Raw genomic sequence first — 15,342 nt, 5'->3', positions numbered from 1 at the left:
TGTTTTCGGGCCTTATTTTGTATAAGTCCCCCTAATAACTTTGTCTGTTATCAAAATTGACATTGGTTACTTGACCAGCACTAACATTAATAGTCTGCTCCAATTTTCCACCGTCAACCTTTAACTGATAAGTACCGGGAGTCAGCGCGATCGCACCAAACCATCCCTTACCATCGGTGCGAATCGTGCGCCGCTGACCTACACCATCAATCGGTTGCAATGTCAAGGTTACAGAATCGCAACTTGGGGAACACATCCGCAACGTACCCGCGATCGCGCCTGTAGTCGGATGCGACTTCCAAGGAAAATCGGGAACAGCCACAGGATTTGCCCAAACAGGCTGAGTTTCATAAGTCTTACCCGTCGCTACATCCACATACTTACTCGGCTTTGAAAGCGCATTGTAGAACCAATCATTGCTCTGCAATACATACTTCCAAGGCTGGCGGGGCACGCTTCCTCCACCGCTCGATCGCAAGTCCCCATTAGTGTAGACATTGCTGCTAGCATAGGAATACAAAGCAATCCCATGCGTGTAATTCCCCTTTGCAGAAGGCTGTCCAGCGCGGCGAATCTGAGCTAAAGCGTCTTCAATGTAGTTCAGATAATTTCCTGGCCCGATCGCAGTATAGCGATTGTACTGGTGATTCTTGGCAAACTCAATCCAATCATCATAAGCCTGTTTCTGCCGAGCATTGTACTCGCGCTGGTAAGTCATCGGCATGGCGATATCAATAATACCTTCTTCCAGCCAGCCCCGCCAATCCTGCAAAACCTCTTTGTAAGGCTGGGTTTGATACCAATCCTCATCTTTTTTCGGCCCACTTCCCCAAGCGATCGTCGCCGCCGAAATCTTCACCTGCGGCTTAATCGCAAGGCTTTGCACATAAAGCTTACGCACCAAATTCGTCACCTGATCTCGCCGCCACTGCATCCAAACGCGATCGCTTGGCGATGGCCTACCCGTGCGTTTCATCTGTTGATTAAACCGCGCGATCGCAGTCGGATTATAACCCCAATCCGGCCCGCCGTAGCGCACATAATCCAGTTGCACGCCGTCTACGTCGTAGCGTTTCAGCAAATCTAGATAAACCGAAACCGTGTAATCAACCGCGTCAGGATGGCCGGGATCGAGATAACCTTGGGATTGGCCATCGTAAGTAAACATTGCCCAATTATCGCGGCCAGGCGCATTGGGGCCATGTTTTTGCCACACATGAGAGCGATCGTTGCTAGTGCTTCCCGTTACCGGAAGCGTCACCATCCAAGCGTGAACCTCCAAACCTGCTGCGTGCGCCTTGGCGATCAAATCTTGCAAAGGGTCAAAACCCGCCGCCAGATTAGGATCTTTGGCTCGCGGCTCAATGCTGCTAGCGTAAAAAGCATCACCGCGACGGCGCACTTGAGCAACGATCGCATTCGCATTCGCCCGTTTCGCATCCGCAATTAATTTTGTCACCTCTTGCGGTGTCTTGAAACCAGGGTTAAAAGCATCTACCCAAAAGCCTCGAAATTCTGATGTTTGCACCTGCGGGGGGACTGCGATCGCAGCGCGATCGGGAAACAAATTAGACAACCACTGCGGAGTTAGCAGAAAACTGATCGCTAAGCCAATTGAAAATAGACTTGACAAAAAGACTGTTTTAGATTTTCGCATTCGGAAAGGTGTGTGTGAGCGTTCAACTGTCTAGTACAGACTAACTACGCGAACTTCAGGTTCACATTTTCCCACAATTTCGGCTGATTATTTATAAATTATTCTTAAATATAATGTCGATGCAGCCCCGATCGCAACCAGATATCGATATTTGTTAACAGTTAACTATTACTTCCCCTGAAAACTTTCTCGATTAGTATGCCAAATACTTGACAAACAATCAAGCTAATGATAATGTACCCTATCCCCCGCCCGAATCATCCTCAAAAACTGCCGGAGAAAATATCTCATACATGGCCCGATAATACGGCATAATCATCTCTAATTGCTGCGGTTCCAATCGCAAGTAAATTTCTTGCTCCAAACAATTAAGCATTTGCCAAACCAAATGCCATTTTACCCCCAAGATTGGATAAAGCATCACACAAACTGGAAACAATTCCTGATAAAAAACAGCAATATTTTCCTCTAAAACAGACAACCATAAATAAACTTGAAACATCTCCACATCCCGGATACTCGCAGTTTTCACCAAGGTTGAATTCAACGCTCCGCTATAGCTATGATAGTCAGGATTAAGTTGGGAAACGCGGCTAAAAATACGAGCAGCTATTTCAGTGCTTTGACCTAAAAGTTGCCGTACAGCTTGTAAGCTGGGAGAATCATAACTATGCTTAGCTGCGGCTTGATAACAACGGCACAAAGGCATATAGAGGTAGTCATCTATCACCTTGAAATAGGCAGTTAAAACAGTTTTTTCGACAGCAGAAATATCTTTGAGTAAAAACAGAGTGGTATAGTACACCTGCATCGACACAAAGCCAATTAAGCGGGGGTCAATTGCCGTATATTTCTGACGCATCGCACCGGTTTCTTGCCCCACCGTAACAGCAATATAGCTGGGATCTTCTGCATTACCATAAACTTCTAAAACCTTTCTATGAATCTCACAAGAATCCATAGCAATTTGCAAATAATCGATCAGTTTTGGATCGATCTGATGGCGTTTAATTTCTTTTGAAAGCAACAATTGTGTGTGAGTAATAGCCTCAATACTAGCATAAATTAGCGACTCCTGTAAGATAGAAGCAGTTTGCACCCGCCATTTTTTTGAACCAATTATTCTCAAGTCGCTCTCTTCAGCTTGGGGTACAGTTTCAGAGGAAGCAATCTGAAGATTTTTCAAGTATTTTCTTGACCACTGTATAGCTAAAGATGCCACAGGAGACGGGAAAAATTGTTCAATTTTGATGTCTAATGAGTCATCAATTAGAGCAGAAGATATTTTACAATTAGAGTCAAAGTCAATGTCTTTGACATATTTCTTGAGCCACTGTTGAGCCACAGGAGAGAGAGGAGTCTCAACCTGATCTTGACTACGCTGGAATGAGTCAGCAGACATAGTAACAAAAGTTAATGTAGGCTTTGGTTATTATAAAATATAAGGGTAAAATTGGCTATCCGTCAAATTATCCAATTTAAGGAGCGATTAAGTAACATTGACCCTAGTAATAATCGCTAGATCGTGTAACTTTTATTACTAGCTTTCATAAAAAATACTGGTAAGGGAAAACCTCCAATCCGGCAGAGGTTGAAACCCCTGCCTCATAGATCGAGTCCTCTGAAGAGGCTAAGAAGAAGACTTTTAAACCAAATTAGTCCTCTTCAGAGGCTTTAGCTATTAAGTAGCTCCACCTAATTAAACATAAGATCGGGATGGCTAAAAAGCTGACTGTATAAACATTCTTCCTTCTTCCTTCTTCCTTCTTCCTTCTTCCTTCTACTTAGACAGAGGTTTCAACCCCTGGCGGCTTTCTTTTTAACTTGACACCAATGGGCATTACCGTGTCCTTACCCCTTATCTGTGCTGCACTCAACTAAAAACTGCTGTATGATAAACTGCTCTTAAGCAAACGAGGAACTAAAAAAACATGGTCTTATCAGAAAAAAAGCGCAACCCTGGATTATGGGTATCAATATTATATTTCGCAGAAGGATTTCCCTACACTGTTGTAAATTTAATGTCGGTAATTTTTTTAAAAGGTCTGGGAGCCAGCAATGAGTTAATTGGCTTAACCAGCCTTTTGTCTTTTCCCTGGGTATTAAAAGGTTTATGGGGCCCGATAGTTGATTTATACTCCACTAAACGCCAATGGATTTTAAACACAGAAATCATTTGTGCTGGTCTATTTTTCTGGCTAGCGCTTGGCGTGTTAATGCCCCAGACTCTGGTAATATCACTTGTGATTTTTACAATAATAGCATTTGTTTCAGCTACCCACGATATCGCCATAGATGGATTTTATTTAAAGGCTCTAAATAAAGATCAGCAAGCGCTATTTGTTGGCGTTCGTAATACGGCTTACAGAGGAGCAGTAATTGCCGGAAGTGGTCTGTTAGTTTTTTTAGCGGGTTCTTTTGCAGAACAGCATTTAGTAGCAGGAAATCCTACTGATGCTAAAGTATATAAAGATATTACGTTTTCAGTTTTTGGTTCCTCGTTTAATCTTCATCCTTTGGAGTTAGGATGGGCGATCGCATTTGGAATTGGTGGAGTAATATTTATTTTGATTTATCTATTTCAGCGCTGGTATTTGCCAGAGGTAGAAAGTCGCGCGATCGCCTACAACAAATCCACACAAACAACCAGCTTTATCGACGAAGCATTTGAAGAAGCATTTAGAACCTATTTCAGCCAATATAAAATAGGTTGGATTGTTACTTATGTCTTAATTTTCCGCCTTGGTGATGCCTTAACTTTCAAAATGGCTCCTCCATTTTTAATGGATACAATACAGAAGGGCGGATTAGCAGTTTCCACTGCTGAAATGGGTTTGTTATCTGGTACTATCGGCGTAATTTTTCTTTTGATTGGAGGGCTACTTGGCGGATATTTAATCGCCAAACAAGGGTTAAAAAAATGGATGTGGCCTACAGCTATACTGCAAAACTCAACTAATGTATTGTATTGGCTGTTAGCAATGTATCAACCGAGTATTATTTGGGCCTATGCAGTCAACTCCATAGAACAGTTTACCTATGGACTTGGCGTAGCTGCCTATACTGTATTTTTAATGCGTACAGTTCGACCTGAATATGAAGCTTCCCATTATGCAATTACCACAGCATTTATGGCCGCAGGCGTATTAATTCCCGGAGTTTTTAGCGGTTATTTGCAGACTTGGCTGGGAGGATATCAGCATTATTTCTTATTTAGTTCTCTGGCTGTTATACCAGGGATGTTAACAATTTTCTTTTTGCCTTTAGAAGATCCGAAATAATCCTCAGTTGTCGGTCAAAACTCTTGGGGGCAGGCATCTTACCTGCCCTCATAACAAATCCAGGTTAGTCATCCCCTTTATTAGCAATAATCCGTCATTAATTATAAATCAATCCTAGTTTCTTAAATAGTAATAAAATCTCTCGTACTCAGGGTACTTACAGCGATTCCTTCAACAATTGCCAGTACCTCACCACTCTTCGCAACAGTAATTAATGGCCCATTATTACCAGGAATAATTTTAAGTTGAGCAAAGGTAAAGCCTCCACTTAAAACGATTATATCTTCACTATCTTCAAAATCAACAATAGTATCAATTCCCGCAAACGGAGCTAACACAAACCTATCTTGTCCGCTACCGCCAATTAAGATGTCATCGCCAGCATCACCGCTGATAAAATCAGCTCCTTCCCCACCACTGATAGTATCGATTCCTTTACCGCCGTAAAGAAAATCATTGCCATTTCCACCACTAATAGTATCATCACCTTGATTGCCTCTGAGGGTGTCATTCCCGTTGCCACCAATTAATGTATCATCGCCGCCGCCGGCGCTAGCAGAATTATTCTGTGCATCCCCAACTAAATAATTAGCTTGAGATGGAGCCAGAGCGACTTGAATCTGCTGCAATAGTCCCGAAAATGAAAAATTACCGCTTGTTCTCAATCTCTCTGCACTTTCTCTGGTTTTTAGCGCCTCTGATAAATTGGGTTGTATAAAAGAGAGAGCTGTTTGAAACTCTGTAAAATCAGAGTCATTGGTATAGGTAAAACTAGGAAGTATTAATTGATCTGTAGAAACCTGCCGTTGAGAAAAACCATCAGGAGGATTGGTTAATAAATTGTCGGTTCGATTTTTATTTAAAATAATTAAGGGTCGAATATTGGGATCGTTAAAACTTTGGAGAAAAACTCTACCTGTCAGAAATGATTCCCCAAAAAGGCTAACAATATCTCCGTTAACTATGTAGTGATTAACAGTTTTGTTCGCGCCTCTTAGGTTACGCCTAAAAGTATTGACGGTATCGGCTGAAACACCAGGAGAGTTGAAGGTAAATATGTCTCCAGTTTTGGAGGTAAATTCAGCAGCAAAAATTTGAGCTAAAGCTCCTCCCATCCCGTGACCGATAACATCGGGAAGTAAGCCTGTAGGATTCTTAAAAGAATCTTCAGTTATTTGTGTCAGCCAGCTTTGTAAAATTTCTCTATTGTTGTCAATTTGCAAGTAACCAACACCACGCTCATCAGAGAAGGCGGCATCATCTTCTATAAAGTCTGTACCGCGAAATATCAAAACTGGAGATGTATCGGGGTCAGTGGAAGCAAGTCCGATAGCATGAAGACCACTTTGCAGATCGTCGAATATTTGATCTATATAGTAGTTGTTAGTTTCCAGAAAACTTTTAACTTGCTCTTCAAACTCAGGTTTATCGTCCTGATACGCTATTATTTTTGCCAGAGCTTCGTAAAGGGACGGTTCCGCACTCATATTTTTTGGGTCAGTGCCTAATAAAAAGTATGTTGTTGTAGTTCAGAGTTAAGAAGACTGAACTACAAGAACATACAGAACGAAGTAGTTATTAGTTGTTATTTATTAGTTTACAGCAAAGTTACGAAATCAGCACTACCGATCGCACTAATTATTCACGCCTTGACAGTACCTAAAACTTGTGAACGCAAATTAATGACGGTAGAATTACCTGCTGAGGCGATCGCTAACTGTTTGAAGGTGATACTCCACCGACCAAAATCTGTTCTTGACCCTATTGGCAGTCGGTAATGATTTTTGTACCCAGGAGGCAGCCGACGAGAGGGCGATCGCTTTTTACCTTAATTGTAAGGCTAATGATTGCTTTGCTTGAACCGTATTGTATCATAGCTTTTTTATAAAGTCAAGCTAATCTTGGCAAAATTTATAACTATGTTTTAAAGAATTGTCAAGTAGCGAAATAATCTACTATTATCTTCAGAAGATGATCTTCGCGATCGCGAGTAAAAACTCAACAATTTTGTATCTATGGCTTTCATTCGTCAGTACGTCGCCCCTTTAATCGCAGTTATCATTTTTTTTCTCGCTCTCGCCGCAGTTAGTGCTCGGATTTTTTTGCCGAATGATATGGCCGCACCAGCTCCTATTGAAGAAGTTAGTCCCCAAGCTCAGCACGCTCAAACACCCACATTAAATGTTGTAGTGGGAAGCGGTGAATCGATCGCGATCGCCCATTAATTCCTATGGTATCCGTTGAGTTAATACCAGGCTATCAGTTGCGTACAGGTTCGGGACTAGACCGTGCAAAATTGGTAAAATTCATGTACAAAACTTACCATGAACTTCACCCCGATCGAGAATTAGGTCATTTAGCTCTAACAGTTGAACAGTATTTTTCTAATAAAACTCCCCTGTGGTGGGTGGAATGGGAGGGGGAGGATGGGGGAGATGGGGAGGATGGGGGAGATGGGGAGGATGGGGAGGATGGGGGAGATGGGGAGGATGGGGAGGATGGGGGAGATGGGGAGGATGGGGGAGATGGGGAGGATGGGGGAGATGGGGAAGATTTATCTCCCTCATCTCCCCTGCTCCCCCGCTCCCCCGCTCCCCTGCTCCCCCGCTCCCCCGCTCCCTCGCTCCCCCGCTCCTCTGCTCTCAAAATAGGTTGTCTGTGGTTGGGAAATGCGATCGATCAGGTGAGTGGCGATCGCTACGCTCATATTTTTCTGCTATACGTAGATCCAGAACACCGACAGCGGGGAATAGGTTCAGCATTAGTTAGCCGTGCTGAGAATTGGGCCAGGGAAAGAGGCGATCGACAAATTGGTTTACAAGTCTTTGTCACTAATAAACCCGCCCTTAATCTTTACCAAAAACTCGGCTACCAAACCCATTCTCTCTCAATGCTAAAATCACTACACTAAACTAGAGTAAAACTTAAATTGCAGGAATTGCTAAACTAGAAACAGTAGGTTTTCGCTCCGCATTAATAGAAGCAGTGAAAGCGGCTTCTGTGCGTTCTAAAGAATTAGGTGAATAGGTTTTACTGCCATGCTGACTACTTTTAAATTAGATTTAAGTAAGTTTATCGAATTGACTGACGACCAATTTTACCAACTGTGTAGGGTTCACCCCGATTATAAATTTGAGCGCAATGCGAAAGGAGAACTACTGATTATGTCGCCAACTGGAGGAGAAACGGGAAACTGCAATGCCGATCTAACTTTTCAAGTGCAAGGTTGGAGCCGCCGGAATAGTAACTTAGGCATTGCTTTTGACTCTTCCACTTGTTTTAAAATGCCAAAAGGTGGCGATCGTTCTCCTGATGCTTCTTGGGTAAGCCGAGAAAGGTGGGAAGCGTTAACACCTGAGCAAAAAAGGAAATTTCCGCCTTTATGTCCAGATTTTGTAGTTGAGTTATGCTCTCCTACAGATTCTATCAGAGAAGTGCGGGAAAAAATGCAGGAATATATGGAAAATGGTGCGCGTTTAGGTTGGTTAATTGACCCACAAACGCAGATTGTAGAAATTTATCGACCTGGTAGAGAAGTTGAGGTTTTGCAGTCTCCGAGTACGCTTTCAGGTGAGGATATATTACCTGGATTTGTGTTAGAAGTAGCGCCTGTAATGGGGAATAATTGAATAATATTTAGTTCCGCTTTCTTCTGTAAGTTAATTACCTTCTCAAGCTTGTTCAATTTCCGATGCTAATTTCTCCCCAATTTTCGGCTCAGTACCATTCAACAACCGCTGAATATTAGCACGGTGTCGCACAATTACAAATACACCACCAGCAATTCCAAATAACTCATAGGCTAGGGGTTGACCAAAAGCAAACATCAAACCAGAAACTCCAATTGCCCCAATAATAGAACTCAAAGATACTATTCGCGAAATAGCTAAAACTAACCCAAAAATTCCGAAAGTTCCTAAACCCACAGGCCAATATAAACCCAACAAAACTCCCAAACTTGTAGCCACAGATTTACCACCGGCAAAGCCTAACCAAATAGATTTACTATGTCCTAAAACCACAGCTAAACCTGCTAAAGTTGCCATCCAAGGCAATATTTCTGTAACATCCTCTATCCCTGCGGTTGCTGCTAGCTCAGAAGTGACATTGAGAGCATAGATATAGCGCGTCAGAGAAATTGCCGCTATCCCTTTCAAAACGTCAACCAGTAACACTCCCAAAGCGGGCCATTTACCCAAAGTTCTCAGCACGTTAGTTGCACCAGTAGAACCAGATCCCACCTCACGTAAATCGATTCCTAAAACCCATTTTGCTACACTATATCCCGTCGGAATCGAGCCTAGTAAATAAGCAGCCAATAACACAGAAAAATTTAAACTTAACCACAATCCCATAATGAATTTACCTCAATGTTCTGTTTTGAAAGTATAGCAACCGCCAGGGCGGTTACGATACTCCGATGCTCAGGGCGGGGGAGCAGGGGAGCTCTTGAGCAGGGGAGATGAAGGAGATGAGGGAGATAAATCTTCCCCATCCTCCCCATCTTCCCCATCTTCCCCATCCTCCCCCTCTTCCCCATCCTCCCCCTCTTCCCCTAGCCCCTAGCCCCTAGCCCCTAGCTATAACTAACTTGTTCTATCAAAAATCTTTAGGCATCAAATTCTGTGGGTCGGGAGCAAAGGCTAACCATAACGGAAATTGGAGCATTGACAGACTGATTTGATCCTCAGTCTCATCAATTATAATTAAAGGCAATTTTCCTTCTTTCACTAAGCGATCTGCTTTTTGTGCTACATCTTCCGCCGCCTCAAACAAAATAATTCCTCGTTCCGGGCCGAAGTCATTCCTAGTAATTCCTAGACAGTCTTGCAAACCTCTACGCCATTCTCCTAAACGTTCGGGACTGTTAGCTAGTACAAGAGTTCGCAAACGACCGCCGTATAGGGTTCTAAGTACAGAAATTACTGTTGAAGAAATCAAGATATTTTGCAAGCGGGAACCCATTGTTCGTAAAGCTCCCTTTCCACCTTGTGTAAAAAACCAATTCGAGACTTTTTCGGCGTGAATTGGTTCAAAAGTGCGCCGCAATTGCCAAGGCGGGCCGTAGTAGTCCGGGAGAGTGCGATATTGGTCGAGAATAAGCCGAATTTGTTTGGCTTGTTCTTGAAAACCTTGCTCGGTAAATCGGGGATTTGGAGGTGCATCAGCAGAGGATCGAGGCTCTTCAATAATTTGTTTTGGTTGTTCTTGTACTTCTGGTACTAAGTCTAATTGTTCGGCGGTACTTGCTAAATCTTGCAAACTTCCTACCAGATAGTCTTTAAAACCCTGAACTCGAATTGCTAAGTCTTGGGAAACGCCTGCAAAAGTGGTTCGCATTTCTTTTTGAATGCGATCGCGACGGCGTTCTAATTTTTCTACTTCAATTTGTAGTGATTGCTTGCGCTGTTCTAATTGACCTAAAGCTTCTTGCACTAAACGCCCAATTGCGGCTTGAGTGTCGCTGAGTTCCTGCTGCAAATTAGCTTTTGTCGCCAGCATAGTCTCAACTTCTTGTTTCAACTCCTGTTGTTGCTGTTGCAAGTCGATCGTTTGCTGTACTAACTTTTCGGTTACATTGTCTGTGATGTCTGTTAATAGTTCACTTATAGGATTTGGGTCGGCGGCGGATTCGCCTTCAGTAATTGGCTGTACAGCCGATTCATCAATGGCAGAGGCAATTGATAAATCCTCTGCCGGCTGTGCGATCGCAGACTCAATTGCCTCTGTCACAGCCTCATCCTTTGGACTGGAATCTTCTGGATTAACTGACACTTCAATTGCTTCTTGATGATGTTCTTGGGTTTGGGTTTCGTCTGAATTCATGGGGACTAGGGAAGAAGGGGCTAGGGGCTAGGGGTTAGGGGCTAGGGGAAGAGGGAAGAGGGCTAAGGGCTAGGGGAAGAGGGAGGGCAATGAATCATGGTTTTAGTCATCAACGAGTGTCCTAACCGTCTTGGCGGTTGCTATATAAGAAGAAAGAAGAAGGAAGAGGGAAGAGGGAAGAATGCTTATACAGCAAGCTTTTTAGCCATTCTCATCTTACGTTTAATTAGGTAAATTTACATAGCAGTTTTTAGTTGTATGAGAACAGGGTGACAGTTAACAGTTAACAGTTAACAGTTAACAGTTAACAGTTAACAGTTAACAGTTAACTGACTTCATCTTTCATTCTTCAGTCCTTTCGCGGACAGCGCTGTTCTAAACACGCCTGTAGCATTTTAGGATCGAAGAGTACCGGGAGGAAGTGAATGCTGTTGACTTCTTTAAAGTAGAACAGAATGGGTACGGCCGGCCAGAATACCCGCCAGTTAAGCCATTCTTGGTAGGGAAAGCGCCGGATTAGGTCTTCTTTGCGGTATACGTCTAAGGCTGTGTCAGTGAATTTCAGGCGGATGGTAGCGGCCTGATACATCAGAAACAAGCCAAAAAGAGCGATCGCTAAACTTACCACTTTTTGCACCAGCAGCAGAGGTAGGGAGATCCCGACTAGGATTAGGGGAATCGCGTAACTCGGAGTCAGTTCTATTGTCTGTGTCGAGTTGATGGATGACGAAGTTGCAGTCACAGGCTTAATCCCGACTTGTAAACGAATGTTGCTAATTATTTCATTTTATCTCGTAGGACTTGCGCCTGCTGATGGAAAAAATTGGATTGAATCTGGATTTATGAGAAAATGTCGCGATCGCTGTGGGTACGAAAAGAGGGGCCAGAGGTTAGCAATTAGGAATTAGCCTTTTGAAGGCGAAAAGGAGAATTTATATCCATTTCACATCTTATAATATAAATAAAATATAAGCTACTTTATGGTACTTTGTATAATTAATATGACTAGCTTGCTTCTTTACTAATAAGTAAATCCACCTAATTAAACATAAGATAAGGATGGCTAAAAAGCGGACTGTATAAACATTCTTCCTTCTCTCCTAGATAACTAAATTTTTCTTCCTTCTACCTTCTTCCTTCTACTTACTTGATTTAGAGAAAAAGGTTTTCGCCTTGCGATCGCTGGATTTTAGCCAGGCTCAATAATTTAAGGTTCGCAAGGCGAAAACCTGAAAAACCAGTAGTTCGAGAAAATTATCTCCCCGTAGTGACAAAACACGGATTAGACCATGCTTAGCACTAATAGGACTTACGCATTACTTACGTAACGCCGCCATCTTGGCGGTCAATGAACCGCCAAGATGGCGGCGCTACCGATCTTTTGCGTAAGTCCTGACTAATTTATTGTTGAAGCTGCGCTACCGCAAATTAGCAGGAGGATTTTCAGGTACAACCCAGTAGTAAACTTTTCTGCCTTCCACTTCTACTACCTGCTCAGGTTTCCAATCGCCCATATCGAATTCATGGGAAACAATGCGCGTACCTGGTTTTAATTGACTGAGTAATTTGGGGCGCAGTCTGACGTTAAGTTCCGGCAGTAAGTAAAGCGTGACAACTGTGGCCTCACTGAAGTTAGTTTGGAATAAATCTGCCTGACGAAACTCGACGCGATCGCTCACGCCTGCTTTTTGGGCATTCTCATTAGCTTCTCGAATGCGTTCTGGGTTGATATCAATACCAATACCCCGTGCGCCCACCTTTTGAGCGGCTGCAATTACAATCCGACCGTCGCCACTACCGAGATCGTAAACTACATCATTGGATTGCACATTTGCCAACCGCAGCATTTCATCCACAACCTTTACAGGCGTTGGCACGTAAACGACATCAGGTGTACGGGTGGGAGCTTCCGTTGTGGAATTAGAAACAGGAACTTCCGTTGTATTATTAGAAGTCGTTTCCACTCGATCGGCAGCAGAATCAGTTTGAGAGTTAGTAGTGGGACTTGGAGCCACTGTCTCAAAGTTACGCATTTGGCTACAGCCGATTCCAGCAAGACTGAGAATGCTAACGCCAATAAAGAGGGAGCGTTTAATAGTTTTGTGTTGCACGATTGTCATCTCCAAAAAAGTTTGCTATGTACTATGACGGACAAAGGGAAAACCCAGTAAAACAACGATGACCCCCGCGATCGCACCGATGCCTGCATAGATTAGGCTGGAGTAGAGTAAATAGCCGCAAATGGCACAGAACAACAGCGGAACGATGGGGTAAAGCGGGACGCTAAAGGGGCGGATGCGATTGGGTTCTCGAATGCGTAAAACAATTAACGACAGAGTGCTCAGTAGAAAGAAGAACCAAAAGATGGGCGCAGTATAGTCCACCATTGTTTCAAATCCTTTGCGGGTGAAGGTTCCCAGCCCAACCAGCATCAGAGCGATCGCGCCTTGAAATAAATAAGCGGTTGTAGGTGAACTCGGATGTGGATACCAGCGTCCCAACCAGCGAAAGGAAGATACATCCTGTCCTAGAGCAAAGCTACTGCGTGCGCCCGTAAAAATGGTGCCGTTGATCGATCCCAGCGTGGCGATCGCAACCAGTAAACTCACAAAGGCGGCTCCCGGCTCACCCAGCACTCGCCGCAATAAATCGGCGGCAACAGCTTGAGAGTCTGCCATACCTGCGACACCCAATCCCCGCAGATACGCCAAATTAATCAGCACATAAAGTCCTGTAATGATGCCAATACTCCACAGGAAAGAGCGGATGATATTGCGCTGCGGGTTATGAATTTCGGCAGAAATGTAAGCGGCTTCATTCCAACCGCCGTAGGATAGCAGCACGAAGACCAGCGCTAAGCCCCAGGAAGAGGTAGGGGAGGCATCGGCGGGAAGGGACGGGGTGGGAGGAAGGGAAGATGTCAGACCCACTAGGATGACCAGCAATAAGCCTAAAACGAGTATCACTGCTAGCCCGTTCTGGAAGTGTTTGCTTTGGCGCAGCCCAATGATATTCAGCATTGTCAGCAGGGCGATCGCGACTGCGGCGTAAATGGCAGGCGAGTAACCACCTAGTGGCAATAGCTGAGAGGCATAGTCGCCAAACACAAATGCCAGCAACGCGATCGATCCAGTCTGAATCACAGTCATGCGTGCCCAGGCAAATAAAACCGCGATCGGTTGCCCAAAAGCCCGTTTCAGGTAGTAATAGTTACCGCCGACATGGGGATAGGTCGTAGCTAATTCGGCATAGCAAAGTGCTCCCAGCAATGACACCACACCACCAATCAGCCAGACTCCAATCACACCACCAACCGTGCCGGTATTAGCAGCAACCAAAGCAGGGGTTTCAAAAATGCCTGCACCGATTACTAACCCAACAATCAAGGCGATCGCATCAATTAGACTAATGGATGGTTTTGGAGCCGCGCTTTGAGGTTCTTGACGTTCCAGCAGTGCAATGTTTTCTAATCTATTCACAGTTTTACCTTCTCAACGACTAGAAGTTGTAACCGACACCTAGCCGTAAACCAACTTCCGTTTTGCCCAAAAATCCGACGTTGACACCTGCGTTTGCCGTAAATTCCTCCGATAAAGGAACATCGACACCACCTGTAACCAGTGCGCGTACTACGCTATCGTTACCTGTCGAAATCACAGCACCACCTCCCACATAGGGCGCAATACCGACTCGTCCATTAGCAACAGAACGAACTGGAAAATCAACGGTGACAGGTAGTAAAAGAGCCGGTTCGCTGCCAACGGCGATCGCAGGGCGGGCGGACAAATTATTGGTCAACCCAATTTTGCTGAAAATGGTAAAACTACCCCGCCCCAAATCAGTGCGTCCGCCAAAGCCAATATTTGCACCCACGCCAACGTAGCTTGGCCCCGATAGTGTCGCTCGACCAGGGGGTACTGCTTGGGCAACCGTTGGGGTTGCAGGTTCTGATATTGATTCAGGAATTGGGTCAATTGTCTGAACCGATAACGTTTCAGCCTGCAAACTGGCAGCAGAGGTTAAAACCTTGTCGGGTATGGGTATTGTTTTGGCTTCCAAGGGTGATAAATCTGAGGAAAATTCAGAAGTAGCAGTTGGTTGAGGGGTAGTTGGCAGAGGTTCAGCGTAAGCCGATCGCCCACTCAGAAAAAGTAGAATTCCTGCCAGACTGGAAATGAAAAAGAATTGCTGGAACCGAGAAGTCTTCATCGTCAAAAACCTATTCTAAGATAGGGCAAACAATCAATGACTATCTTTAGCTTCAATAGCAAATGTGACTGGAAAGTGACAGAGTTTAATTGCGCCAAGAAACCTATCGCTAGGCAGATTAAAGAACAAATTTTTTAAGAATCCCATCCCCTTTAGGGGTGATAAGTAGAAGGAAGAAGGAAGAAGGAAGAAGGAGAGAGAGAGAGAGAGAGAGAGAGAGAGAGAGAGAGAGAGAGAGAGAGAGAGAGAGAGAGAGAGAGAGAGAGAGAGAGAGAGAGAGAGAAGGAGGAAGGAGGAAGGAGGAAGGAAGAAAAATTTAGTTGTCTAGGAGAGAAGGAAGAAAAATTTAGTTATCTAGGAGAGAAGGAA

Annotated in this window: 15 protein-coding genes and 1 pseudogene; 7 read left to right on the top strand and 9 right to left on the bottom strand. The window is 44.1% G+C overall.

Annotation, left to right across the window (positions count from 1 at the left end):
• Window positions 1–31: 31 nt before the first annotated feature.
• Both OSCIL6407_RS0115240 and OSCIL6407_RS0115235 read right to left on the bottom strand, forming a co-directional pair.
• Window positions 32–1,633, bottom strand: coding sequence for a family 10 glycosylhydrolase (locus tag OSCIL6407_RS0115240; RefSeq protein WP_234709948.1), 1,602 nt, complete (start codon window positions 1,631–1,633; stop codon window positions 32–34).
• 265 nt (window positions 1,634–1,898) lie between these two features.
• On the bottom strand, window positions 1,899–3,059 hold the full coding sequence (locus OSCIL6407_RS0115235) for a hypothetical protein (RefSeq protein WP_007355906.1): 1,161 nt from the start codon (window positions 3,057–3,059) through the stop codon (window positions 1,899–1,901).
• A gap of 529 nt (window positions 3,060–3,588) precedes the next feature.
• Between OSCIL6407_RS0115235 and OSCIL6407_RS0115230 the strand changes: the two genes are divergently transcribed.
• Window positions 3,589–4,938 (top strand): MFS transporter, encoded by a 1,350-nt coding sequence (locus OSCIL6407_RS0115230; RefSeq protein WP_007353430.1) that lies wholly within the window; start codon window positions 3,589–3,591, stop codon window positions 4,936–4,938.
• Between the two features lie 122 nt (window positions 4,939–5,060).
• Here OSCIL6407_RS0115230 and OSCIL6407_RS0115225 read toward each other — a convergent pair whose 3' ends face one another.
• Window positions 5,061–6,425 carry a hypothetical protein gene (locus OSCIL6407_RS0115225; protein ID WP_007353431.1) on the bottom strand — a complete coding sequence of 455 codons (1,365 nt, stop codon included), beginning with the start codon at window positions 6,423–6,425 and terminating at the stop codon, window positions 5,061–5,063.
• A 162-nt stretch (window positions 6,426–6,587) separates the two neighbouring features.
• Between OSCIL6407_RS0115225 and OSCIL6407_RS37815 the strand changes: the two genes are divergently transcribed.
• From OSCIL6407_RS37815 to OSCIL6407_RS0115210, 5 genes and pseudogenes are all read left to right on the top strand, one after another.
• Entirely contained in the window at window positions 6,588–6,716 is a 129-nt protein-coding gene (locus tag OSCIL6407_RS37815) for a hypothetical protein (RefSeq protein ID WP_007353432.1), read from the top strand.
• 237 nt (window positions 6,717–6,953) lie between these two features.
• Complete coding sequence (locus tag OSCIL6407_RS0115220; protein WP_007353433.1) at window positions 6,954–7,163, top strand: hypothetical protein; 210 nt, start codon at window positions 6,954–6,956, stop codon at window positions 7,161–7,163.
• Window positions 7,164–7,168: 5 nt separating this feature from the next.
• The gene (locus OSCIL6407_RS38580; protein WP_019487401.1) at window positions 7,169–7,849 is read left to right on the top strand and encodes a GNAT family N-acetyltransferase; all 681 of its coding nucleotides are present in this window, start codon (window positions 7,169–7,171) and stop codon (window positions 7,847–7,849) included.
• A gap of 17 nt (window positions 7,850–7,866) precedes the next feature.
• Window positions 7,867–7,965, top strand: a pseudogene (locus OSCIL6407_RS37115) (pyrroline-5-carboxylate reductase); the annotation flags it as partial.
• Between the two features lie 11 nt (window positions 7,966–7,976).
• Window positions 7,977–8,567, top strand: coding sequence for a Uma2 family endonuclease (locus tag OSCIL6407_RS0115210; protein ID WP_007357754.1), 591 nt, complete (start codon window positions 7,977–7,979; stop codon window positions 8,565–8,567).
• A 42-nt stretch (window positions 8,568–8,609) separates the two neighbouring features.
• On the opposite strand, the gene plsY is transcribed toward OSCIL6407_RS0115210, so the two are convergent.
• The 6 genes from plsY to OSCIL6407_RS0115175 all read right to left on the bottom strand — a co-directional run bounded on the left by plsY (window position 8,610) and on the right by OSCIL6407_RS0115175 (window position 14,973).
• Complete coding sequence (gene plsY, locus OSCIL6407_RS0115205; protein ID WP_007357755.1) at window positions 8,610–9,293, bottom strand: glycerol-3-phosphate 1-O-acyltransferase PlsY; 684 nt, start codon at window positions 9,291–9,293, stop codon at window positions 8,610–8,612.
• A 244-nt stretch (window positions 9,294–9,537) separates the two neighbouring features.
• A complete protein-coding gene (locus OSCIL6407_RS0115195) occupies window positions 9,538–10,764 on the bottom strand; it encodes a DUF3086 domain-containing protein (RefSeq protein ID WP_007357763.1) in 1,227 nt (408 codons plus the stop codon).
• 349 nt (window positions 10,765–11,113) lie between these two features.
• Entirely contained in the window at window positions 11,114–11,506 is a 393-nt protein-coding gene (locus OSCIL6407_RS0115190) for a DUF3119 family protein (protein ID WP_007357764.1), read from the bottom strand.
• A gap of 676 nt (window positions 11,507–12,182) precedes the next feature.
• A complete protein-coding gene (locus tag OSCIL6407_RS0115185; RefSeq protein WP_019487399.1) occupies window positions 12,183–12,884 on the bottom strand; it encodes a methyltransferase domain-containing protein in 702 nt (233 codons plus the stop codon).
• A gap of 15 nt (window positions 12,885–12,899) precedes the next feature.
• Window positions 12,900–14,243 (bottom strand): APC family permease, encoded by a 1,344-nt coding sequence (locus OSCIL6407_RS0115180; RefSeq protein ID WP_007357767.1) that lies wholly within the window; start codon window positions 14,241–14,243, stop codon window positions 12,900–12,902.
• 19 nt (window positions 14,244–14,262) lie between these two features.
• Window positions 14,263–14,973, bottom strand: coding sequence for a porin family protein (locus tag OSCIL6407_RS0115175; protein ID WP_007357768.1), 711 nt, complete (start codon window positions 14,971–14,973; stop codon window positions 14,263–14,265).
• A gap of 158 nt (window positions 14,974–15,131) precedes the next feature.
• Here OSCIL6407_RS0115175 and OSCIL6407_RS38575 point away from each other — a divergent pair, with 158 nt between their 5' ends.
• Window positions 15,132–15,293, top strand: coding sequence for a hypothetical protein (locus OSCIL6407_RS38575; protein ID WP_019487398.1), 162 nt, complete (start codon window positions 15,132–15,134; stop codon window positions 15,291–15,293).
• Window positions 15,294–15,342: the final 49 nt, after the last annotated feature.

The sequence above is a fragment of the Kamptonema formosum PCC 6407 genome, from assembly GCF_000332155.1.
GTDB lineage: Bacteria > Cyanobacteriota > Cyanobacteriia > Cyanobacteriales > Microcoleaceae > Kamptonema > Kamptonema formosum.
The sequence above is the reverse complement of the archived record's forward strand: the minus strand, read 5'-3'. Positions and strand labels throughout refer to the sequence as shown.